At 32.8% G+C, this 24,917-nt stretch carries 24 protein-coding genes and 1 pseudogene; 2 read left to right on the top strand and 23 right to left on the bottom strand.

All coding sequences use genetic code 11. From position 1 onward, the window contains the following. Positions 1-38 precede the first annotated feature (38 nt). The 3 genes from SBH76_RS01820 to SBH76_RS01810 all read right to left on the bottom strand — a co-directional run bounded on the left by SBH76_RS01820 (position 39) and on the right by SBH76_RS01810 (position 3,051). A complete protein-coding gene (locus tag SBH76_RS01820) occupies positions 39-998 on the bottom strand; it encodes a TDT family transporter (protein WP_317976581.1) in 960 nt (319 codons plus the stop codon). A 12-nt stretch (positions 999-1,010) separates the two neighbouring features. Next, positions 1,011-1,490 carry a C-GCAxxG-C-C family protein gene (locus tag SBH76_RS01815; protein ID WP_315035444.1) on the bottom strand — a complete coding sequence of 160 codons (480 nt, stop codon included), beginning with the start codon at positions 1,488-1,490 and terminating at the stop codon, positions 1,011-1,013. 190 nt (positions 1,491-1,680) lie between these two features. Then, the gene (locus tag SBH76_RS01810) at positions 1,681-3,051 is read right to left on the bottom strand and encodes an NAD(P)/FAD-dependent oxidoreductase (protein WP_317976579.1); all 1,371 of its coding nucleotides are present in this window, start codon (positions 3,049-3,051) and stop codon (positions 1,681-1,683) included. 205 nt (positions 3,052-3,256) lie between these two features. On the opposite strand from SBH76_RS01810, the gene SBH76_RS01805 reads away from it, so the two are divergent. Continuing rightward, entirely contained in the window at positions 3,257-4,702 is a 1,446-nt protein-coding gene (locus SBH76_RS01805) for a D-alanyl-D-alanine carboxypeptidase family protein (RefSeq protein WP_317976578.1), read from the top strand. A 22-nt stretch (positions 4,703-4,724) separates the two neighbouring features. Here the strand turns inward: SBH76_RS01805 and SBH76_RS01800 are convergent, their stop codons facing one another. Next, the gene (locus SBH76_RS01800) at positions 4,725-5,723 is read right to left on the bottom strand and encodes a nucleotidyl transferase AbiEii/AbiGii toxin family protein (RefSeq protein WP_317976577.1); all 999 of its coding nucleotides are present in this window, start codon (positions 5,721-5,723) and stop codon (positions 4,725-4,727) included. Beyond that, positions 5,716-6,324, bottom strand: a complete 609-nt coding sequence (locus SBH76_RS01795; protein ID WP_314098393.1) for a DUF6088 family protein — start codon at positions 6,322-6,324, stop codon at positions 5,716-5,718. The genes SBH76_RS01800 and SBH76_RS01795 overlap by 8 nt, the downstream gene beginning before the upstream one ends. A gap of 200 nt (positions 6,325-6,524) precedes the next feature. Here SBH76_RS01795 and SBH76_RS01790 point away from each other — a divergent pair, with 200 nt between their 5' ends. Further along, a complete protein-coding gene (locus tag SBH76_RS01790; RefSeq protein ID WP_009664089.1) occupies positions 6,525-7,193 on the top strand; it encodes a phosphatase PAP2 family protein in 669 nt (222 codons plus the stop codon). A gap of 46 nt (positions 7,194-7,239) precedes the next feature. On the opposite strand, the gene SBH76_RS01785 is transcribed toward SBH76_RS01790, so the two are convergent. From SBH76_RS01785 to SBH76_RS01700, 18 genes and pseudogenes are all read right to left on the bottom strand, one after another. Then, on the bottom strand, positions 7,240-7,494 hold the full coding sequence (locus SBH76_RS01785; RefSeq protein WP_317976576.1) for a type II toxin-antitoxin system RelB/DinJ family antitoxin: 255 nt from the start codon (positions 7,492-7,494) through the stop codon (positions 7,240-7,242). Positions 7,495-8,052: 558 nt separating this feature from the next. Continuing rightward, entirely contained in the window at positions 8,053-8,223 is a 171-nt protein-coding gene (locus tag SBH76_RS01780; RefSeq protein WP_009664143.1) for a transposon-encoded TnpW family protein, read from the bottom strand. Between the two features lie 96 nt (positions 8,224-8,319). Further along, positions 8,320-9,468 (bottom strand): Fic family protein, encoded by a 1,149-nt coding sequence (locus tag SBH76_RS01775; RefSeq protein WP_317976575.1) that lies wholly within the window; start codon positions 9,466-9,468, stop codon positions 8,320-8,322. A 322-nt stretch (positions 9,469-9,790) separates the two neighbouring features. Continuing rightward, positions 9,791-9,925 (bottom strand): hypothetical protein, encoded by a 135-nt coding sequence (locus tag SBH76_RS01770; protein ID WP_317976574.1) that lies wholly within the window; start codon positions 9,923-9,925, stop codon positions 9,791-9,793. A 7-nt stretch (positions 9,926-9,932) separates the two neighbouring features. Continuing rightward, a pseudogene (locus SBH76_RS01765) lies at positions 9,933-10,370 on the bottom strand (hypothetical protein); the annotation flags it as partial. Between the two features lie 212 nt (positions 10,371-10,582). Further along, positions 10,583-11,821, bottom strand: coding sequence for a nucleotide sugar dehydrogenase (locus SBH76_RS01760; RefSeq protein WP_290651170.1), 1,239 nt, complete (start codon positions 11,819-11,821; stop codon positions 10,583-10,585). 15 nt (positions 11,822-11,836) lie between these two features. Beyond that, entirely contained in the window at positions 11,837-12,928 is a 1,092-nt protein-coding gene (locus SBH76_RS01755; RefSeq protein WP_317976573.1) for an NAD-dependent epimerase/dehydratase family protein, read from the bottom strand. 4 nt (positions 12,929-12,932) lie between these two features. Beyond that, the gene (locus SBH76_RS01750) at positions 12,933-13,451 is read right to left on the bottom strand and encodes a serine O-acetyltransferase (protein WP_317976572.1); all 519 of its coding nucleotides are present in this window, start codon (positions 13,449-13,451) and stop codon (positions 12,933-12,935) included. 2 nt (positions 13,452-13,453) lie between these two features. Continuing rightward, positions 13,454-14,983 (bottom strand): lipopolysaccharide biosynthesis protein, encoded by a 1,530-nt coding sequence (locus SBH76_RS01745; RefSeq protein WP_317976571.1) that lies wholly within the window; start codon positions 14,981-14,983, stop codon positions 13,454-13,456. A 44-nt stretch (positions 14,984-15,027) separates the two neighbouring features. After that, positions 15,028-15,957, bottom strand: a complete 930-nt coding sequence (locus SBH76_RS01740; RefSeq protein ID WP_317976570.1) for an ATP-grasp fold amidoligase family protein — start codon at positions 15,955-15,957, stop codon at positions 15,028-15,030. Continuing rightward, complete coding sequence (locus SBH76_RS01735; protein ID WP_317976569.1) at positions 15,935-17,158, bottom strand: O-antigen ligase family protein; 1,224 nt, start codon at positions 17,156-17,158, stop codon at positions 15,935-15,937. Before SBH76_RS01735 ends, SBH76_RS01740 begins: the two co-directional genes overlap by 23 nt. Positions 17,159-17,174: 16 nt before the next feature. Then, on the bottom strand, positions 17,175-18,263 hold the full coding sequence (locus SBH76_RS01730) for a glycosyltransferase (protein WP_317976568.1): 1,089 nt from the start codon (positions 18,261-18,263) through the stop codon (positions 17,175-17,177). Positions 18,264-18,288: 25 nt separating this feature from the next. Continuing rightward, entirely contained in the window at positions 18,289-19,326 is a 1,038-nt protein-coding gene (locus SBH76_RS01725) for a glycosyltransferase (RefSeq protein ID WP_317976567.1), read from the bottom strand. A gap of 7 nt (positions 19,327-19,333) precedes the next feature. Next, positions 19,334-20,119, bottom strand: a complete 786-nt coding sequence (locus tag SBH76_RS01720; protein ID WP_317976566.1) for a glycosyltransferase family 2 protein — start codon at positions 20,117-20,119, stop codon at positions 19,334-19,336. Further along, complete coding sequence (locus SBH76_RS01715; protein ID WP_317976565.1) at positions 20,109-20,813, bottom strand: sugar transferase; 705 nt, start codon at positions 20,811-20,813, stop codon at positions 20,109-20,111. Before SBH76_RS01715 ends, SBH76_RS01720 begins: the two co-directional genes overlap by 11 nt. Before the next feature lie 19 nt (positions 20,814-20,832). Continuing rightward, a complete protein-coding gene (locus SBH76_RS01710; RefSeq protein ID WP_317976564.1) occupies positions 20,833-22,035 on the bottom strand; it encodes a DegT/DnrJ/EryC1/StrS family aminotransferase in 1,203 nt (400 codons plus the stop codon). 74 nt (positions 22,036-22,109) lie between these two features. Then, complete coding sequence (locus SBH76_RS01705; RefSeq protein ID WP_317976563.1) at positions 22,110-24,161, bottom strand: polysaccharide biosynthesis protein; 2,052 nt, start codon at positions 24,159-24,161, stop codon at positions 22,110-22,112. Positions 24,162-24,191: 30 nt separating this feature from the next. After that, positions 24,192-24,911, bottom strand: a complete 720-nt coding sequence (locus SBH76_RS01700; RefSeq protein ID WP_317976562.1) for a preprotein translocase — start codon at positions 24,909-24,911, stop codon at positions 24,192-24,194. Positions 24,912-24,917 lie beyond the last annotated feature (6 nt).

The raw sequence follows: 24,917 nt of genomic DNA, 5'->3' as shown, positions 1-24,917 counted from the left end.
AGACTGCTTGTCGATGCAAACAATCTTTTAAAATCTCTTTATTCTTTTGAGAAAACATGAATTGCAAACTTTATTGCTGTAAACAACATTAAGATAATTGCAATTATAATTTGTACATTCACAAATAATATACCCGGATAAATCCCCCATCTAATATGTTCTATACTTTTACTTACCATGTAAAATTGTTTTCCTGCTATTGCACTGATAACAAATGGAAATGTAAATCCTGCATAGCTTGGATAAAATCTGTGTTTTTTCTTATCAGCTGTATAATTTTTAAAAACATCAAGTATTACAAGTACAGCAATCAAATACGACACAAATGAAAAGTCATACAATATTGACAAAAACTCTGCATTCTTTTGCTCAAAAGAACTGATATATCCGGCAACACAAAGACTTGCAGGTGCGGCATAGATACATGCAAGTGCCTTTGCTTCAATCTTCTTATTTCCAAGCTTTATATATCTGAAAGATACATAGAAGAAAAGAGGAATGTAAAGAATGAATCCTATCCAAAAGCAAATCTGTCCAAGTGCTATATTATTAAAAGCCGGTGCAGTAACTGAAGCAACCACTATTCCAACATATACGATAAAATAGCTTGCAACTACCTTCATCAAATCATCAGGTATTTTAATCTTTAAAATAAAATTCAAAGTAAAATAAACTATCAGTACAAAATGTAAGATAATAGCCACATACCAGAGAATCATTGCAAATACAGGTAATATAGGCTTAATATAACCTGCAAGAAGCATCAAAGCCATGGTATATGTTCCCGATACACTTGCAGTCACCGGATTTTTCATATCCGTTACAAAAGCATCAGACATGGTTAAATACTTACATGTTACAAACAATATTCCTACAAATGCCAAAACTCCGCAAAGTATCTTCAAATAAGGACTGTAAGCCGCAAGAAGATTCCCAAGTGCCGCAAGCCCCAATGCCACTCCGCATAAAGGTAAAGGCACCCTTTTTAAAAAACTCATAACTACCCCTTATTAATCTATATTCTTCAATCCCTTTTCTCTAACAATAATCTCAGCCACCTTCTTTGCGGCAATTCCTGTAAATCTGATACACTGCTCCTTGTGCTCTCCGGCACCCATATCAAATTCTCTTGTAAGAACTCTACAGCAGTTTGAATGCTTGCCGTTTGCATCTCTGAAGTAGTCATGTAATTCATGGGTGAGCTCCATACACTTTACTACCTTTGGATCTTTCGGACCGTTCTGCTCGGTTCTACCAAAAATCATACCGAGAGCCATAATACCTCCGTTTAGAGCACCGCACATACATCCGCTCTTACCTGCTCCGACAGCCATACCTGATGACATTGCGATAACTTCTCTCGGAACATCAAGTTCAAAATTGTCTACAACTGCCGCCATGAGCGCTTCGCAACAGAAGTATCCGTTTCTGTAATTGTCCTCCGCATCCTGTCTAACCTTGTCCACACTGATTTCACTTTTGATATTCATAATTTCCTCCTGAAACATTTTTATATAATTCTATCACTAAAAAATATTTTTGTATACTAAAAAAGGTATAGGTTTTGTGTACCTATACCAAAAAAATCCGATTTTTTATAGCTTTTTTATATTAATTATTTTGATTTATTTGTTTTATCGATAATGTTATGGAATTTTTAAATATATCTTTGCTATATATTTATCTTCCCAATATATGCCTTGCTACAAACACACCGCTTGCCGAAGCATGTGAAAGTGAGTGAGTAACACCGCTGCCGTCACCGATTACATAAAGATCCTTGTGAAGAGTCTCAAGATTTTTATCAAGCTCCACTTCCATGTTGTAGAACTTAACCTCTACACCATAAAGTAAAGTTTCATCACCTGCAGTTCCCGGTGCAATCTTATCAAGAGCATAAATCATCTCAATGATATCGTCCAAAATTCTCTTAGGAATAACCAAAGACAAATCTCCCGGTGTAGCACTGAGTGTAGGTGTCATAAATGACTTGTTAAGTCTACCTGCACTACTTCTTTGACCTCTGATAAGGTCTCCGAATCTTTGAACCATTACACCGCCACCAAGCATGTTTGAAAGTCTGGCGATACTCTCACCATATCCGTTACTGTCTTTGAACGGCTCTGTAAAATGCTTTGATACAAGCAATGCAAAGTTTGTATTCTCTGTTTGAAGCGCCGGATCCTCATAGCTGTGTCCGTTTACTGTAACAATACCGTTTGTATTCTCATTAACTACGGCACCTTTAGGATTCATACAGAAAGTTCTTACCAAATCCTGGTACTTCTCCGTTCTGTAAACAATCTTACTCTCATAAAGCTCATCTGTAAGATGTCTGAAAATCTCGGCAGGAAGCTCAACTCTTACACCGATATCCACACGATTTGACTTTGTAGGTATTTTTAACTCCTTACAGGTCTGCTCCATCCATTTACTTCCGCTTCTACCTACGGATACTATACATTTATCACCGGTGAATTCTTCACCCTGCTTTGTATATAACTTATATCCTGCATCCAGCTTTTCTATTTTGACAATAGGTGTGTTAAAGAAAAACTCCACCTTATCCTTTAAATCTGTATACATATTTTGAAGAACTTCATAGTTGATATCAGTTCCCAAATGACGAACACTTGCATCCAATAAATGCAAATTGTTTTGTAAACAAAGTCTCTTAATATCTGAATTTGCTGTAGAATAAAGCTTGGTCTTTCCGCCGCCGTACTTTACATTGATTCCGTCTACATAGTTCATAAGTTCAATGGCTTTTTTCTTTCCGATATATTCATGCAAAGTACCACCAAACTCATTGGTAATATTGTACTTTCCGTCAGAAAATGCTCCTGCACCACCAAAACCGTTCATGATTCCGCAGCTCTTACAATTGATGCAAGACTTAATCTTGTCTCCATCTATTGGACAATGTCTTTTCTCAAGCGGATTACCGTACTCAAAAACCGCAATTTTCAGTGAGCTGTCCTGATTTATGAGTTCATAAGCCGAGAAAATACCTCCGGGACCTGCCCCGATTATCATTACATCATATTTCATATTTTTCCCTTTCACAAAAGCAATAACCATTACTTACATAAAAATGGCGATATCTCATTTGAAACATCGCATGCAACATTCCCATTATAATATGTCTTTTGAATACTAGCAATACACAATTGTATTAAATTATATCATATTATCATTTTAAAATATTCATAATTCTTTACTTTACTATTTTAAACAATAGATGCATAATATAGTAATGAACGCAAAAATTAAAAACTTTAAAAAAATTACTCTAACAATTATTTTAACAATTATAACCATACTCTCTCTCCCTATGCAGTCGTTTGCATATGTTGACTGGCCGGTAGATACAAATGTTTTATCTGAAGGTGCCATTCTTATGGATGCCGACTCGGGAGCTGTACTTTATGGTAAGAACATTCATGAACATTACTATCCGGCAAGTATAACCAAGATTTTGACTGCCCTTTTAGTAGTGGAAAATTGTAATCTTGACGATATGGTTACATTTTCAAAAAATGCAGTATTTAATGTCGAACCCGGCTCATCAAGTGCAGGTATAGATGTGGGAGATACACTTACTGTAAGAGACTGCCTCTATGCAATGCTTTTACAATCGGCAAATGAAGCCGCAAATGCCTTGGCGGAACATACGGCAGGAAGCATTGAAGCATTTGCAAATATGATGAATGAAAAAGCGGCAAGTCTTGGCTGTACAGACTCACATTTCGCAAATCCAAGCGGATTAAACGATCCTGAGCACTATACCAGCGCATATGATTATGCTTTAATAAGCCGTGCGGCTTTTAAAAATCCTACGGTTACGGAAATAGATTCCGCTACATACTACAATTTACCGCCTACAAGCAGAGTCCCTACCGGACAAACCTTGTACAATCATCACTCCATGCTCAGAAAAACCTCCGGTAATTTCTATCAGAACGCAATCTGCGGTAAAACCGGTTATACTTCACTGGCAGGAAATACACTGGTGACATATGCAAGAAATGACAGTATAGGACTTATTACTGTAGTACTTAACGGAAATAAAACACATTATACGGATACTCAGGAATTATTGAACTTCGGCTTTGCCAACTTTAAAAATATAAAGCTGAATTCTACAGATATTAACACAAATTTTTCAAGTAATATCTCACTGATACCTGATTTTAACGAGTATACTATAGAGCCTGACGATAATGCATCAATATCATTGCCGAATGATGCCGATATAAACGATATCAAGTCAACGGTAAACTTTGAAGAAAATTCAGGTTCGTCCGCACTTTGCAAGGTAGATTATACTTATAACGACTATCCTATAGGATCTGTGGATATAGTGGCAAAGAAAAATGAAAACTATGTTGCCAATGATAACAATACAGAAGAAAGTGTTGCTGCAAACAATAATAAAAACAGCTTACAAAACACCACCAAAAACTTTACAAATATAATACTTAATATTCCGAAGATAAACTATATTATTGTCGGAGCCTGTGTAGGAGGCTTTTTACTTCTCCTGCTGATTATCATTTTAATAAAAAAAAAGTTATCAAGCAGGAAAAGTGATTTGAGTGACAGAGAACTTCGAATATATAATCTTTTAAAAAGCGGATGGAGTGCCAAAGACTGTGGCATAAGTGAAGAAGAAGCGAAATATATAATAGAAAAGCACTGATAACAGTGCTTTTTTGTTTATGCTATAAATTATGTATTTCTTTCTCAAGCGATAATATGCCTTGCATTACTTTATCAAAACTCGGCGGTTCTGCGAAAAACATTTCTTCCATGTTTTTATAATCAAGCTCTATTTCTTTTAATCTGTACTCTTCCGGTACCAACTTTATGGCGTCAAAACTTGCGTCTTCATATTTAGCCCATTTTCTAGGATAAAATTTCTGTTTAAACTTTACAACTTTATCCAAAAGATCTTTGTTCTGAAAAGCTTTATCTTTATAAATTGAGTTTGACATACAGAACAAGTCATAATAATGCCTTGCATACCTTTTTGGTATAGCAAGTTCTCGTGGTCTATTTGCCTCATGATGTAAGATGGTGGCTTTTTCCCAAAATGTCCTTTCCGGACGTACGGTTCTAACTTCTATAAAGCTACCTTTAAACAGTACCGGATATGACTTATACAGATCCGGTACTATACCAATAACTTCTGAAGGTGACCATGCTGCAAGAGCGCCAATTTCAAGTCTTATAGACTGTATCAAATACGATGATTGATAGCTTTTTGGATATTCAAAAAATATAGTTTGGGGGTCTTTTTCATATATGCTGAGTTTAAAATCGATTCCAATTATCTCTTTAAAATCTTCTTCCATTTGTGGTAATAAACATCCTTTTAAAAATTCTTCAGTCTTTTGATTTGATTCTTTATTAAACTTATCTTGTTTTGTATTTGAACGTTCTTCCCACGGCTCATTAATTCCATACCCTATTGCTCTCCAATCCAATATTAAATCTATATCCTCAGAAAATCTTTGTATTACATTAAAGCATTTTGAAAGACTTGTTCCTCCTTTGAAAGTCAGTACATCTTTCCACTTACTTATTGAAAAAAGATAGTTAAGTACAAAGCATACCCAATAGTCTTTTTCTATAATAGCTTCATTTACTCCACTTTTCTGTGCAGCATTTCTTATTATTTGTTCCAGATCTTTTTGCGGAATATAATTATACTCAAACATTTTTCACCTCACTTATCTTTCTGATAATATCATATATCCATACACTGGTATATCTGGCATCTTTTAAAAGTTCCTCTTTTTCTTCTTTTGACAGTTTTTCACTTAAATATTGTACCTGTTCTGACGTTATATTTCCTTTTCCTAAGGCTTTAATTGCCTGTATAACCATTGCTGTAAGTGTGGACATATTTGAAATTTCACCATTATTTCTATGTTTAAATTCTATAGTTACATTGTCAAAACTAAAATTTACATATCTTCCATCGGAAATATATGTCCATTTAGCAGGAACTTGCGTAGATAAACCCAATAAATTAAGAGCTGTATTTCCTGACGGTGCAATAGTCCAATTATATTTTCGTGCTATAGCTTTAGCCACTTCATTAACTGATGGTGCCTCATACTCACCAATATACTCGATATATTTAGGCTTATAATAAATTCCGTTAATAATACGTTTTATTTCTTTAGACAGTACCAGACGATTTAATACGCTTTTTATAGTCTCATATCCGGCAATATCAAAAAAATCATTTGCTATAAAAACGTCCTTCGATTCCATCATATCTATTCTATCTATAATTTTCTGCTTAGCATTCATAATATCAGCCCTCCTTTGCACCTATTATTATATAATATTCGGTGCAGAATGCATATATATAATTATATTACATTTATAATTTAAGTTTCTTCAATAAATTGTAATATCTGTTTTTCCAATTCGCTTGAATTATTTTTCATATAGCTATACAATCTATAGACGAATCTTAAACATAACGCAATTTAATTTTAGGAGACATTATGAAAAGAATACATGAAATATTAAAGAAATACAGACATGCATGGGTTTTCTTATATACATTCATATATCTACCATGGTATATGTATCTGGAAAGAACTATAACACATGAGTATCATGTCTTACATACATGGGTGGACGATATTATTCCATTCAATGAATATTTTATTATACCGTACTTTATATGGTTCATCTACGTAGCATCTGTACTGATTTTCTTCTTCTTTAAAGATGTAGATGAGTTTTACAGATTCGGGCTGTATCTCGCACTCGGAATGAGTATATCGCTCTTTATTTGCCAGATATTCCCAAACGGAACAGACTTAAGACCTGTCAACCTTGATCCGAACAAGAATATTTTTACACATCTGGTAGCCTTTATATATAAAACAGATACCAATACAAATGTGTTCCCAAGTATTCATGTTTTCAACTCAATCGCTACACATGTGGCCATATTGAGATCAAGATTCTTTTATAACAATATGAAAGTAAAAGCGATTTCATTCATTATTATGATTTCAATATGCCTTTCGACATTGTTCCTAAAGCAGCATTCATTCCTGGATGTTGTCGGAGCAACAATACTCTCATATGTTATATATCAGCTTATCTACGCTAAGATACCTTGGCCAATCAGCCATGATAACAGAGAGAATATAAGAGTTTAACAAAAAGGACATCGTACCGTTTTCTAGTATGATGTCCTTGTTTCTTTTATTTATTTTCAATTTCATGCTCAGTCAATTCCTTTTCACCATCTCTTACCTGTCTGATAGACTCTCTAATTCTTGACATATTTGCATCTGAATAAAAAGGATCGGCTGATAGTTCAAAAGGTATACGATTTTCACGTACTACGGCTTTTAAATAAATATTAATTGCTGTAGACATACTGATGCCGATATCATCAAATATCTTTTCCGCCTCCCTTTTAATATTATCATCTACTAATATTTTAACCTGTACCATAACACATCCTCCATACTTAGTCTCTAATAATTCTACTACATTATACAACACAATATATATCATTTTTATAATTCTTTTCCACTGCATCCTTTATATAACCTTACCTTATCCTCTACAATTACCGCCACCATTTTTTTACTTTTACAACTTCATTACATTATAACCGAAAGTTGAAATATCAAAATACTCAGCTATCTTAAGAATTAGTGTTCCAATCTCATAAGCAGTAAACATTTTTTCAACGCTGACACTCACTCCAATGAAACTATCTGTATGCCTTACTATAACTCCTTAAATTCTGTTCTTTTGTTTTTATACTATTTTTATAAGTTCCATTTTAGTTGCGTAATTCCTGCATAACCTACTTCCCATATAAACCATGCAAACTCTATAAAATCCTTGGAAATCAAATTTTCTATAATACATGCTCTTGTTGCCGGTGTTCCAAGTCCCCTTCGCTCAACCTCAATTCCCTTTTGCAGTGCATCATTACCTGCAATCTCTATAGCCTTAAGGAGAGTATCCTCTGATAGCTTTTGTCAAGGGTAGTTAAGAAATTTATTTATCTTTTTGGTAACTCATATCTTCACATTCTTTCTGAATAAGTCTATTTATTTTATCTGTAATTGTTTCATCACTGGTTTCACTGAAATGTACTGTAACTTTATAGTTTGTTTTTCCTATTTTTTTACTGAATGTGTTTTCAACTTTGTTTTTCTCATCTGTCATCTGTACTCTCCTTTCATTGCAATAAAAAAAGCGATTAGATTTTTTACTTTTCCAATCGCCTCAAATATTTTTATTTCTGCTATTAAATTCTTATTTTTACAATATTGTTCCCTCTGAAAGAATGTCTACATATTTTTTATATACATATTGTCTGTACCTTTTTTTATCCTCTACAAGCTCTAATATTTCCATATCCATTAAATTCTCCAAAAGTTTATTGACAGTAGGCTTACTAACGCTCGCTAAATTTTTAATATCCTCCGATTCTACAAAAGGGTGTTTCAATAGATATTCATATACTAAAAGAAGATTTGAAATATTACCACTTGAAAACTGTCGAATTTTCTCTATATCATTCTTCTTAAGCTCAACAATCTTTTGGATGGAAGTGATTGCATCCTCAGATATTTCACAAATTCCATCTATAAAAAATTTAATCCATTCTTCAAATTCCCCCTTAATACGAATGTTATTGAGAAGTTCATAATATTTATTCCTATTTTTCTTGAAAAAATAGCTCAAATAAAGAACAGGGTATTCAATCAAGCCTTGCTCTCTTAAGTATAATATTATGAGTAGTCTACCCATTCTTCCGTTACCATCTAAAAATGGATGTATCGTTTCAAATTGATAGTGGATTAGAGCTATCTTTATTAAGTTTGAAATATCACTATCTTCATGTATATATTTTTCTAAATCACTCAAGCAAATATCCATCTCATCAGGTGCAGGCGGAATGAAACTTGCATTTTTTAAAGTCGAACCTGCGTGTCCAATCCAGTTTTGTGATTTTCTAAATTCACCCGGCATTTTTTCTTCTCCTCTAACATTAGACAAGAGAACCGAGTGGGTTTCTTTAATCAATCTCATACATAAGGGTAATTCATTTAGTCTTTTAAATGCGTAATGAGTCGCTTTGATATAGTTTACAATTTCTTCAGTATCTTTTATCTTTTCATTTCCCTTATCTTTTTGCAGTACATCAACAAGAGAGGCTTGTGTCCCCTCTATTTGAGAACTTATAACAGCCTCTTTTTGAACATACATAGATACAAAAAGATCAATATCCGGTAAAGTTATTGCCATGCCATCTAATCTTCCCAGTAATAAATATGCTTTATTGATTAAAGCATTTATTTCACTATCAAGATTTAATTTTATATCTTTTAAATTATGCGGAACAAAGCATTCGTAATCGCTTTGCATTTTCTTTAATTCTCCGGCTCTATTATTTTCTAATCTCAAAATATCACCCCCTAAGTCAAATCTATTTTACTTAGAATAAGCATAACCGTTTTAAGTAAAATTTTCAAGTGCATATTTTACTTATATTCTTTGAAAGTTCTCTAAGTAAACCCTATTTCACTAAAAAAACGATTAGATTTTTACTTTCTAATCGCATTGACTGTTTTTGTTTTATTAAGTGGTGAAATGTGTTTTAAGGCTTGTCTTTTATCTTAGGCATATATCTGAGCTTTAACACTCTAAAAACACCTTTCTTAATATCCAATATAGATAATATTTCTTTCTCCTAAAAAACAGAGAGGTTTTATCCTCTCTGCTTGCTTTAATGCTCCACCTTTAACGGTAGCGGGACACCCTCTTTATCGACCAAAGCATAGCCAATATTTTTAGAAATATCAAATCTGCAATTTCCTAAACGATATTCTGTTGTCATTGATATTATACCCGATTTCTTCAAAAAATCACTACCTTTCCTCACTCCTATAATAATCTTTTGTTTTTCCTTTCCTCTGCTCATATTTTTCCTGCTGCTCTTGATACTTCTTAATCTGTTCAATTACACTTGGCTTTTCTCCTCTCTTAATCGCCTTGTCAATCTCAATAGATAAGTCGATACCATAATCATCATTTACAGTCTTAGCTGCATATTTGATATGATTGATATTTTCGTATTCTTCCTTAATAGATTGAGCTTGTTTATTTAGCTTAGTAATTTCAATTTCAAGACTTTGTATATCCCTTTGCCAATTTTTAGATTTAATAGCTGATGAGACTGTTATTTTTTCAAGAATTACCCTTGCCCTTTTATACTTGTCTATCTGTTCTTTATGTGAATTATAGAAGCTGTCTTTGAATAATGATTTGCTGTTCCATTCTTCAAAGATTTGCTTATTATCCTTGCAATTCATGATAAATATAAATGTTCTTCCGGTGTTTCTCCCAAGCCTTCTACATCACCCTCTCTTTCATAATCTTCCTCAAGCTCATTATAGTTATTCCGTCCAAATTTTTCTTTTCCAGTATCATTGATATTTCATAAAAATAAAACTACTTTTGGGTATTCATTGCTTTTTTTCAAACCAGATGTCCTTTTCTTTATTCAATATTTTAAATACTAATCCCTTCCAAACAGATCCCTTGTATATACCTTTTCTTTCACGTCTTCCAGGCAATCATCATATCTATTTGCAATTATTGCATCGCTGTTTTCTTTAAAAATATCAATATTATTTATAACTCTGCTTCCAAAGAATGTAGTATTATCATCAAGAGTAGGCTCATATATTACAACCTTTGCTCCCTTTGCTTTGATTCTCTTTATAACACCCTGAATAGAAGACTGTCTGAAATTATCAGAATTTGATTTCATTGTAAGTCTGTATACACCTATAACAACCTCTTTTTCCATAGTCGGATCATAGGCACTTCCTTCACCATAGTTATAATACCCTGCCTTCTGTAATACCTTATCAGCGATAAAGTCCTTTCTTGTCTTATTGGATTCTACTATAGCGGAAATCATATTTTGTGGCACGTCTTCATAATTTGCCAATAGCTGCTTGGTGTCCTTTGGCAGACAATAACCACCATATCCAAAAGACGGATTATTATAATGCTCTCCGACTCTAGGATCCAGACAAACACCTCTTATAATTTCCTTGGTATTAAGTCCTTTCATCTCTGCATAAGTATCAAGCTCATTAAAATAAGATACTCTAAGTGCAAGATATGTATTTGCAAAAAGCTTCACAGCCTCCGCCTCTGCAACACCCATAATCAATATTTCTATATCATCTTTGAGTGCACCTTCTTTTAAAAGATTTGCAAATTTAGATGCAGCTTTCATAAGCCTTGCATTCATAGTATCTGTCCCCACAATAATTCTTGAAGGATAAAGATTGTCATAAAGTGCCTTTGACTCTCTCAAAAACTCCGGAGAAAAAATAATATTGTCACAGTGAAATTTACTTCTGATACTTTCCGTATAACCTACAGGAATCGTCGATTTAATGATTATAACAGCATCAGGGTTATACTTTATAACCTCTGTAACCACATCCTCTATTGCCGATGTGTCAAAAAAATTCTTCTGTGTATCGTAGTTTGTCGGTGCCGCCACCACAACAAAATCGGCATCACTGTAAGCAAGCTTCGTGTCCAAAGTAGCAAGCAAATTAAGTTCTTTTTCTTTAAAATACTTCTCAATATACTCATCCTGAATTGGACTTATTCTTTTGTTTATCTTCTCTACCTTTTCAGGAATAATATCCACCGCCACCACTTCATTATTCTGTGCCAATAAAGTGGCGATTGACAACCCCACATATCCTGTACCTGCTATTGCTATTTTCATATGCCCCTCCTAAGATTATATTTCATAAAAATCCTTATACCAATGTGCAAACTTTCTAAGTCCATTTCTTAAACTTGTATGTGGCTTAAATCCAAAGTCTTTCTCTAAAGCACTTGTATCCGCAAATGTAATCGGTACATCACCCGGTTGCATCTCCACAAGCTTTTTATGACTTTCAAAATCATAATCAACCGGTAATACTCCTGCGCTAACCAACTCTTGCTGTAATATATCTACAAAATCAAGTAGATTTTCCGGTTGATTATTTCCAATATTGTAAACTGAATAAGGAGGTATAGGTAAACCGTCTTCTCCATTTTTCCTTTCAGGTGCAGCCTGCATAACCCTCTTTACACCTTCTACTATGTCATCTACATATGTAAAATCTCTTTTGCAGTTACCAAAATTAAATATCTCTATTGTCTTACCTGCAAGCAATTTATCAGTAAATCCAAAGTATGCCATATCAGGTCTTCCTGCCGGTCCGTATACAGTAAAGAATCTAAGTCCTGTTGACGGTATATTGTAGAGTTTGCTGTATGAATGAGCCAATAATTCATTTGACTTCTTTGTAGCAGCATAAAGTGAAACAGGATTATCTACTTTATCATCTGTGGAATAAGGAACTTTTTTATTTGATCCGTATACTGATGATGAAGAGGCATAAACTAAGTGTTCCACTCCTCTTTCGTCATTGTCATATGAATGACGACATGCCTCTAAAATATTATAAAAGCCTATAATATTACTCTCTATATATGCATCCGGATTTGTAATAGAATATCGAACTCCTGCTTGTGCAGCCAGATTTACAACTACCGAAGGCTTATATTCAGCAAATACTCTATTAATAAGTTCTTTATCAGCTATATTCCCCTTTATAAATGTCCATTTTGAATCTGTATGTTCTAAAGATACTTTTTCAATCTGCTGTAATCGCCATTCTTTTATAGAAATATCATAATAGTCATTCATATTGTCAATTCCTATGATATGAATTGAAGGTTGGGTTCTTAACAGTTCAATAACTAAGTTACTACCTATAAAACCTGATGAGCCTGTGACCAGAATAGTCTTATTATTTAAAATAACGTTATTTAATTTCATTAAATTACCCCATAGTATTGTTAATATAACAACTTGTTGCATCTTCTTTTGGAATTATAATTCCGGGATTCCCCATAACAATTGAATGTGATGGAATATCAAAATTAACATAGGAATTTGGCGCAATTAAAACATCATCACCTATAACAATTTTACCAACGATAGTCGCATTTACTCCTATCCAAACGTTATTACCTATTATCGGAATGCCCTTTCTTTTCCCTCTATTTTCTTGCCCTATTGTGACATTCTTATGTATATTACAATTTTTACCAATTATAGCTTTGGGATTAATTACTATACAATATGGATGACCAATATATAACCCTCCACCAATATTTGTATCTGCTGAGATATCTACACAATTTTTATTCCTATAATATACAAATAGTACTTTATATATCATTTTAAAAATCACATTATTTGTGTCTTGATATTTCCTCATCCACTTTTGAAATTTAGGCATTTCTCTTAATGAATTATATCTTACACGATCCGATTGAAACCTACTTTCATTAACCATATTCACCTCTTTATAAATAAATCTATTATTTTACTCATTAGATATTTTATATATTTATTATAAAACATTGTATTTATTGCTATAACTATTGGTACTTCTATAGTTGTTATTATTATTGCGTATACAACCCATTCAAACCAACCATTGACCTTAATTTTAACATAAGAAGCAAATACAAACGAACACACAATAATAATTATGTCTACAGCAACTTGTTTAATAAAGTATTTTATTGGCCAGCAGATTAAATTTTTAGAATCATATATTGCCATCCAGATTGTTTGGTATAACATTGCAACTAAAGTTCCTATTGCAACACCTATAAGCCCAAAAATTTTTACTGTGACAATTGAAATAGTAACATTTATAATTGCAGCTGTTATATAACACTTTTGCGTCTGCTTATAGTGTCCACCTGCTAATATCATGATATTATATGGCAGACGTAAACAGTGTCCCGCATTTGCCATTATTATTAATACCGCAAATATTGGTTGAATATAATTAATATCTCTAACGCCATATGTATATAATTTAATAAATGGTAGAATAACAATTGCTGTAATACTAAATATAAATATTGTACCTGTATGAATAATCCACTCTATCCAACCAAAAAATCCCCTTAATTCATCCAGTTCTTGTTTAGCCCATAACTCTCCCACTACCGACTGTATTCCGCTTGTCGTTGCAAGAATTAACTGCTTTATACCTGATACTATAATATTATAAATTGAATATACAGATACTGCTTTTAACCCATCAAATATTGTTAAAACAATGCTGTCTGTACTGTCTAAGACTACAGACGCAATATGCTGTGAAACTCCGTTCCATTTTTGTTTAATCGGTTCTTCATAATATTTAATCTTCCAATTTATCTTATAATTTTTCTTAATATAAATTGCAAGAAATGCCGGTCTAATAGCATATATTATAGATGTAATCAACTTTACAATATGAATAGAAGCTCCAAGTCTTATCAATATATAACAGAATAGTGTATTTAATACTAACGTAAGGGTTTGTATATTGTAAGACACATATCCTCTTTGGTCTGCAATAAGTAATAAACTACTAATTATCCCAAAATAGTATTGTGCAAATGAACTTATACTAATAACTAATATGAGTGTTCCTGTAAATATAAATCCAAAACTCTGTTTAGCAATGATATTATAGAAAAGTATCAACAAAATTACATACACAAGCAATATACCGGCAATTTTAGAAAAAAATTTCTGTCCGGAAACGACAATACTACTTACACCATCATTATCATTAACTGAAAGCGGTTTATACAAAGATGATTGAACAACTGCTCCAACTCCTAATTCTAAGAATGCAATAATACCTAAAAATTGCATAATAGAATTAATCAGTCCATTGATTTCTGATCCATAACTATTTAATATTAGTCTAGGTACAATAAACCCACATATAATTGTAGTTATTCTAAATACTAATGAAGAAACTGTATTTTTAGCCAGCTTTTTCTTTCTCAAATATCCATCCTGTTTTATTCCAATCATTATATATTCCTGTTATCCTATAATACATAAACTATATTGATTTCTTATTGAACACCCTTTATATTTGATAAGTCTATCCAACTTCCCAATATTTTATCCCATTTAAATGGTGTAAATTCTTCAAACCCACTTCCAGGATAGAAAGTCATTTCACCAAAAAAAATTTCTTTTTTTATAACATAGAAATCAATCCTAACAAATGTAATCCCTTGAGATAGTATCTCCGCTAGTCTAATCATCTCATCTAATCTATCCGGTTTTTTCTCAGGCGTTCTAAGAGACTTATAATGCCTTTTAAATGGCATTATATTCCATTTAGTGTCATAGAATGTTACTTTTAAACCATCCTTAGAATGCCTATCATTACATGTAAAAATACATTTGCAAACTCCATTAAAGCACATAAACTTATAGTCTGTCAGTTCTTCACCATCATCAGACATATACTCTTCTGCGATTACTCTTCTTACTACATCCTTATATGGCCATTCACGATGTAACAAATAGTAATCACGTTTAATACTTTTTTTCAATATACGAATTGTCTTACTTATATCAAAATTATTCTTATCTTTACATATTATAACTCCTCCAGAATCATGTGTAACCTTAAGAACAAACTGATTTGGAAGCTTATCCCATTCTATATCATACACATTATCCCAACTGGCAATTGTAGGAATTATATATTTTTCTCCAATGACTGATGCCACATATTTTTTTACTTCATATTTATCGACCATTTTTATATATTCCGGATTTCTATCATATAGTTTTAACCACTGTAATTTCTCATTAAACGTCTTAGGCTTTGATAGGTCTAGATTATATCCTAATTTTGCATAAAATTTTCTTCTTAAATATTCATCATCTGTAACCTTGTTATATGTTCCTTTGCCTGATAAATAGATAAATCTATATTGTGGATCTAAAAAAAATCTTATACCGCATTTAATTAAATGAAATAGTCTCACTTCTCTTTTTCTCCTTCATTTTTCTTATGCTTATATAGAAAATAAGAAAGTAAAAAATAGTAGTTTTGTAATAATAACTTACATTTCCATAATCCATTATAAGTTGCATTAACATTAAAATAATAACTACAACTGTATATTTCTCTCTATATTTGAAATATTTTATTAAATCATTTATTACTAGATAGTAAATATAATAATAAATTAAAAATCCAAATATGCCTCCATTAGCCAATAGCTCCACATAATTATTATGTAAATATGCATCACGTCCATAATTACTTGAAACAAACAAACGTGCATTGCCCATTCCAATGCCAAAAATAGGGTTTTCTTTAAAGATTTTAAAACCTAATTTTATATATTCATATCTAAGCCAAGTAGATGAGTCAACAATACCTCTTCCTGTAAACAACGCTACCATACCATCCATTCTTTTTTCTATAACTGAGAAAGCTTCTAATGACATTAACCAGCGTATTAATAAAAAGGTAATTAATGATATACATATAGTCCAAAAAACTGTTATAAATATATTTCTACTAAGATTCTTGAAAACAAACAATAGAAATACTCCTATAACTACCATTAATAAAGCTTTCCTACTTGCTGTAGCCAAAATTAAAATGACTGCCGGAATATCAAAAATCATATACCAAATAGATTTATCATAAATAAATTTAAAAATAGAAATGATAATCATTACACCACCTACCATTCCTATAGAATTTACATTAGTAAAAGTATTTTCTAATCTTTTACTTCTTAGAATAGCATCTATAATTAAATCTTTTCCATAAAAAATAAAAGAATAGAATACAACTATACAACTAGCCAAAAATAGTACAGAAATTAGCTCTTCCAGCGCATTATTTCTAACTGAATAATATGAGTATAATATTGACATACATACTAATATTTTTATTATTGTTAATCCTTTTTCAACTGCATAATCCGGCCTTATCGCCCATGTTGCAGAAAGAAAACAATATAATGCGAATATAAAAATAGCTATGTGAAAATTTTCAATCTTAAAAGGTATACGAAAATTATACTCAACTGACATTACTATAAATATCATTGTAGTTAAAACAAATAAAACTATTGATCCAAATGGATTTTCTCCAAAAATATAAAACGATGCTATAAGAGCAGACATCAGTATTTGAATTAATTTATTGCTTTTTTCTTTTACTATCATCAATTCTATCACCCTTTTATCCGATTAAATTCAAATACTCTTCCCATTCACTGAATATTTTTGATGATTCAAAATCTTCTGCTCTTTTTCTAACTTTAATTGACATTTCTTCTAGGGCCTCATTATCATATATCACACTATTTATTGAGTCTTCTAATCCCTTCACATCATTGCACCTTACTAAAATACCTTGTTTTATATTCTTTATTAGCATTTTGGGGCCACCACAAGGACAATCTGTTGATATAACAGGAGTTCCACATGCCATAGCCTCCATTAAAACATTGGGGAGTCCCTCAAAATCTGATGAAAGTATAAAAAGTTTTGACTTTGATAGTATGTCTGCAACATTACTTACTTTACCTAAAAGATGCACCTTATTTTGCAATCCGTTTTTGTCAATCAAGTCCCTAAGTTCCCCTCTTAAGCTTCCATCTCCATAGATGTATAAGTCATCAATGCCCTTTTCTTTTTTTAATAAATTCGAATATGCTTGTATAAGCAGTTTATGGTTTTTTTGATCTTCCAGCCTTCCTATTGTAACAATACCGGCGCAAGAATCTGCCCTTTTAGTGTTGAAAAATACTTTATCTACCGGATTAAGTATAACTCTTGATTTACTTTGCAGTTTATAATTAAAATATTTTTTTGCATCATCTGTCTGAAATACACACCCATCTACCTGTCTAAATAATAGATTTATAGCAAACTTATTTATTACTCCTTTTCCATACTCATATCTTGGATCGTTTCTTACAGATATAATCTTTTTTATATTTAATCCCATAGTTGACAATACTGCTCTAATATTAGGAGCTCCCAGAAATGAAAGTATCATGTCCGGCTTTTCTCTCTTAACTAATTCTCTTAATCTTATTATCCTTTCAATATTCTTTTTTATAGGATTTCCTGAGTTATCTTTTCTAAGAAATATTCTCTTTACTTTATCAGGTATATCAAATGAATTTTCATTTCCAACATCAAAATCATTAACCAATATAACACAGTAGTCTTTTTCGATTAGATATGAAACCAAATTTTTCATCACTCTTTGTGCTCCACCGGTACTAGCCATAATATCTATATAACATATTATTTTTTTCATACACTCACTTACTTCCTCATAACTTTTACAATCTTTTAATCAATGATTGTAAAACCAATTCAGGTACATATTCTTTTGCTTTATTTAAACACTTAAATTTTTTTTCAACAATTATTTCCGGAAAATCACTAATCTGTTCAAGTGTATTTATTAACTCCTTTAAATTTCCAAATTCATACCCTATTCCGGTGCATCCATCATCAACTACATCAAAAAAACTTTCCCATCTTGATGAAACTACAGGCACTCCTGCTGCATATGCATCTAAAATAGTTCCCGGTATTCCTTCAGTAAAAAATCTTGTTGGAAATACCAATAAAAAATACTTTTTTAATACTTCTACACTCTCATCAGACTGAACTATCCCTCGGTAGGATATATAGTCAGGAAAGCTTTTTTTCAGCTTTTCAAACCACTCCTCTTGCTCTTTATCCACTTGACCGTATATATCCAGCTCATAAATTTTATCTCGATTTTTTTTATTTATAGATATAACAGCATCAACAATATCTTCAATGCCTTTTTCCTTCATTACTCTTGAAAATGTACATATTTTATATGGCTTATCATATACGCTTTCCAATTCGCTATTTGATAAAATTTTAATTTTTTTAAAGTTTTTCAATATCTCAATATTATTTAATTCAAGCTTTTCTAATTCCTTTTTCATCGTACTTGTTTCAACATAAATACCGGTGAAAAACTTCAATCCAAATTTTAGTATTCCTCTATTTCTTATGAATGAAGGTAACCAGCCACCTATAACAACATAATGTAATTTTCTCCTAAAGAATATATTAATAACATTACATAAAGGGACAAATATCCTCACACCATTATGAGCCGGAAAAATAATAATATTTTCACAAGATCTAAAAGCTTTAACCATCTTAACAATAATTTTAGGTAATTGTTTTACTCCACCATGTGTATCAATTTTTAAAATTAATTCTTCGCAAAAATGTTTCTCTAACTCCTGTGTTACATTTTTTGTCTTGATAGTTTGTCCATTTAACAAATTCTCACCAAATCCAAAGTGACCTATCACACATGCTTTTTTCATAAAGATATCACCTTCTTTTTTCGTAAACTATCTTTTTGAATATCCCAAAAAACATATTCCAACATGCATACCACATTGCGATTACCGCCGGCTTATCATCACACATATGGAATAGATCATAATGACTTTTAAATTTCCTTCTAAATTTATCATGGCTTATACTTACTTTTCTGACTCTGTATTTTGCCAAGTTTTCCTTCAATAGATAAGCACATGTTTTTTTCTTTTTAAATAATTTTAGGCGAATGGCATAATCATTATTCTTTTTAATATCTTTTATCTGAATCATTCCAAAATATTTCGCACTGTACATCATAGTAAGCTGTCCGATGTAATCATAATTATACATCTTATTTTTATTTACTTTTTCCGGACCTGAAACATAAATATTTAACGGCTTAGAATCTTCATCTATTTTTTCATATTCTGTATATGATAAATTATATCTATTCTTTTTCATAAAATTAATTTGATGTTCCAATTTTTTAGGCATCCATAAATCATCCGAATCAAGAAATGCAATCCATTCTCCTCTTGCTTCTCTTAATGCTTTGTTACGTGTTAAAGCAGCACCGGAATTTTTTTTATTGTGAAAATACTTTATTCTGCTATCGTTAAATGAGTTTACTACTTCATCCGTATTATCTGTAGAGCAATCATCAACAATAATAAGCTCCCAATTTTTATAAGTCTGATCAATAACAGACTTAATTGATTCTGCAATAAATTTTTCTGTATTCCATGAAGGCATAATAATAGAAACAAGTCCATCTATCATTTTTCTATTTTCCATAATTATTATTCTTTCTAAAAACAACAAATGCAGTTCTAAACATTGTATAAATATCTCTTAACCATGAAAATTTTCTAATACTTCTCAAATTATATTTCATCTTCTCCGGAAGTATTTTGTCAATATAAACTCTATCTACATCATCAGCCTTATCAAGTAATTCTGCTTCATCCTTATATTTTATACAAGCTTCTGATGTCACTCCTGCAGGAAGTAAAAGTGTTGCAAACATTTCTTTTGAATACTTTGTAACATAATATGTACTTTCCGGTCTTGTTCCGACAAATGTCATATCACCCAAAAGTATGTTTATAAGCTGTGGCAACTCATCCAAGCGATATTTTCTTAGCTTACTTCCTACTTTAGTAACCCTGCTGTCATTTGATACAGTTACACCACTACCTTTCTTATCAGCATCTTTAACCATAGTTCTAAATTTAATAATTTTAAACTTTTTCCCATACTGAGTTATTCTCTCCTGACAATAGAATATACCACCTTTAGAATCTCTCAATATTGCAAATGATATAATGATAAAAATAGGTATAAGTAATAAAATCATTAATGCAGATACGATAATATCAAAGCTTCTTTTCACAATCAAACCGGCTTTTTTATTCTTAAGCTTTTCATAATACGGTCGGACTTCTTTTGTCCTCATATATCTAGGTAACTTATCCCATTCTCTCAACATATATCTCTCCAAAGTAATATTATATATAATCTCTTACAATTCTGCTGTACTGCTCTATCACATACTGAACTTCTTCATCTGTCAACTTTGTATGTAACGGCAATGTGATTTCATTTGCAAATTGGTTATAGGCATTTGGATAATTCTCTATGGAAAATCCTATATCCTTATAAGCGGTCATCATTGGTAAAGGTTTGTAATGTACATTGCAAGCTATACCTGATTCGGCCATTTTTATTATAATTTCATTTCTTTCTTCTAATGTTATACCCGGTATTCTTGTTATGTACAAATGTCCCGAAGAGTTGTATTCATCTGTATAGTGTTCTAAGACATTTATACCAAGTTGTTTAAATGAAATATCATATTTTTTAATTATCTCTCTTCGTCTGTCTAACAGCCCTTCATATCTTTTCATTTGTGCCAGTCCCATTCCGGCAGCCACATCTGTCATATTGCATTTATGCCATGGTCCTATGATATCGTACTCCCATGCTCCGAGTTGCGTTTTAGCAAGTGCATCTTTTGACTGACCATGTAGTGACAACAATTGATATTGTTTATAAATATCTTCGTTATCTATGCCTATTATATCTCTCCAAGTTACCGCGCCACCTTCTGCAGTCGTAAAATTCTTTACAGCGTGAAAGCTGAAGCATGAGAAATCGGCAATACAGCCTGTATGCTTTCCTTTATAAGTTGCACCAAATGAATGTGCTGTATCTGCCATCACTATTACTCTTCCTATGGCTTTTTGAATCTCATTTTCCGGTCTGAAAAGATGTTTTTTTCGTTCCACAATATCAAATATTTTTTCATAGTCACATGGAATACCTGCAATATCCACCGGTATTATCACTTTAGTATTTTCATTTATAGCATTTTCAAGGTCTGAATAATCCATTTCCAAAGAATCTTTTTGTGTATCGATAAGTACCAACTTTGCACCTACATGGCATACAACCGAGGCGCTTGCTGTGTATGTATACGCACTTGTTATTACTTCGTCATCTTTATCTATTCCAAGCAAACGTAATGTCATCTCTGCACATGCTGTCTGTGAGTTCAAACATACAGCACGCTTTGTATCACAAAATGTTGCTACTTGTCTTTCTAATTCCTTTGTCTTTGGTCCTGTCGTTATCCAGCCGGATTTTAATGCTTCCGATACTTCTTTTATCTCTTCATCAGTTATATCCGGTGGTGAGAATGAGATTTTCATAGTTATTTTCCTTTTCTATATCCAATCAAAAAAGCCTACAAGACTGCTCCTGTAAGCTTTTTAAGTTGATAAAATCAATTTGCCGCCTGTGGTAAGTCTTCATGATGTAATCCGTTTGCAATTTCATTTTTATTATCAAATAATTCACTATTTATACTGTCAACATGCGCTGTATGATATGTTGTCACTATCTCCTTTATATGTTCACGGATATTTCCGTTATTCTCTCCCATATATACGGATAATAACTTAAGCTGTCTTAAAAACTTATCTTCATTAAAGTCAAGCGGCTTACCTATACTTATCAGTTTATTCGGTGTAGTCTCAAGTCCTTCCTCTGACATAAGTCTCTCTTCAAAGAGTTTCTCACCCGGGCGAAGTCCTGAGTATTCTATCTTGATATCTATATCGGGGCGCAGTCCTGAGAGTCTTATAAGATTTCTTGCCATCGTGTCTATCTTTATCGGTGTACCCATATCAAGTACAAATATCTCACCACCCTTTGCATAGTTACCTGCCTGCAGTACCAAAGATACCGCCTCCGAGATTGTCATAAAATATCTGATAATATCGGGATGTGTGACTGTGACAGGTCCTCCGGCTTCTATCTGCTTTTTAAACTTAGGTATTACGGAACCGTTGCTTCCAAGCACATTTCCGAATCTGACAGCTGCAAACTCTGTAGTTGGATTTTCTACAGCACTGTAGTACTCTTCCATACCGATGATTCTGTTATCCTTTTGCACCTGTATAGGTCTAAGCTCGCTTGCTCTTCCTTCCTTTACTTTCCTTGCAAATGTCTGGATAATCATTTCACACATTCTTTTGCTGGCTCCCATTACATTTGTGGGATTTACCGCCTTATCTGTTGAGATAAGTACAAATCTTTTACATCCGTAATGTAATGCCGCAAGTGCAGTATTGTATGTTCCCATTACATTGTTTTTTATAGCCTCACAAGGGCTGTCTTCCATAAGCGGAACATGCTTGTGTGCAGCCGCATGGTATACCACATCAGGTTTGAATGTTGCAAATACCTGTTCAAGCTTCTTTAAATCTCTCACAGATCCTATTATTGTATCGAGATTCAGCTTCGGATAGTTCATCAACAGTTCCTGCTCAATCTCATAGGCATTGTTCTCATAGATATCAAATATTATAAGATGCTTTGGTGAGTGTGCCGCAATCTGCCTGCAAAGCTCACTTCCTATTGAACCGCCTCCACCTGTTACCAAGATAGTCTTACCGTTTAGATAGTTGAATATCTCATCAAGATCCACTTTTATAGGCGCTCTGCCAAGTAAGTCTTCAATGTTAACGTCCTTTAGATCTTTAACGGCAACTTTACCGTTTGCAAGCTGACACATTCCGGGTAGATTTTTAAGTATACAGCCTGATTCCTTGCAGATATTTAATATCTTACTGAGTTCCTCAGGACTGCTTCCGGGTATTGCCACGTATATTTTATCTATTCTGTAATGCACTACATTGTCAAGTATTCGGCTTCTTCCGCCTACTATCGGTATATTGTCAACCGTTCTTCCCCATTTTGACTTGTCATCATCTATAAAGCAAATCACACTGTCATTATAGTCAACCGATCTTTTGATATCTCTTAAAAGCAATCTTCCCGCATTTCCCGCACCTACTATCATCACTCTTGACATATCTTTTTGTGATTTTCTGACATTTTCTCTGTCTGAACGCAGTAAAAGCACAAATCTATAGGAAAAGCGACTTCCAAGAACTGCCAAAAACTGTATCAATATTCCAAACAGATAATAAGCTATCGGCATTCTTTCAAACATCAGTGTAATAAGTAAAGTATGCAAAAATCCTGTTATAATACTTGCATACATTACATGTTTTAATTCTGTATAGCTTGCAAACTGCCAAATGCTTCTGTATAGCTTCAAAGCAATAAAAGTTATCAAGGTTATGAGGGTATATATCGGAACAAATTTTGACCACGCCAATATATATTTACCCTCAATATGTGAAAATTGTAAATCAAAGCGTAGCCATAGTCCTATGAGATATGACAAATTTACCGCAATCATATCATAGATAGCCAGCATTACAGCCGCACCATGTAAGTATTTTAGTTTAACGTCATGTTCTTGCATTTTTCCCCATTGCCTCAATTTTAAAATTTTTTATTTGTAAATCACGCAAACTGTTGATGAGCCGTTCAGCAAAACATCTATAGTCTTTGCCTGATAATTTATTCCTATTACCTGTACAGGTGACCATGTACCTGTAATATTGGCATAGGCAAGTACCTTTATATCCTTACCCTCCACTATGTTGGGTACATATATAGTTACTTTTGTCTGAACATCTGCAATCTTTCCGCTTGCATCTGTGGTAAGTATTGCCAGAGTCTTATCCATTGCTTTATATTCAGCATAATCTTTTAAAGTAGTTGCATCATTTATATTTCCGCCTTGATTTAAGCTGTTGATGCTTGCAACTGTCTTTTCAGGAAGTCCTGTGGTTTCACTTCCTGCCATAGGAGTTGTCGCATGACCGTTCTCAAGTGCGGCTACAAAACGAATTGCAGTAGATGCTACCTGTGTATTTGTTGCTGAACCTTGAGTATTTGTCTGATTGTTTGTTTGAGTACTTGTACCGGCACTTGAATGCGAACCTGATACTCCTCTGCGAACGCTACCGCCTCCGCCTCCGCTTCCGCCGGAACTTCCTCCGCCGCCTCTTCTGTGGCTACCGCCGCCTCCGCCGCCTCCGCCACCACCTCTTCTGTGGCTACCTGAGCTTGAACCGCTTCCACCTTGTATACTGGAAGCACCGAATGCACCTCCTGCCATTGAAACAGCCAATATGCATGCTAACACTGCTATACCTTTTTTCTTCATATCTCT

This window comes from Lachnoanaerobaculum sanguinis (assembly GCF_033242365.1).
Taxonomy (GTDB): Bacteria; Bacillota; Clostridia; order Lachnospirales; family Lachnospiraceae; genus Lachnoanaerobaculum; species Lachnoanaerobaculum sanguinis.
Note: the sequence above shows the minus strand (reverse complement) of the source record. Positions and strands in the feature narration are given on the sequence as shown.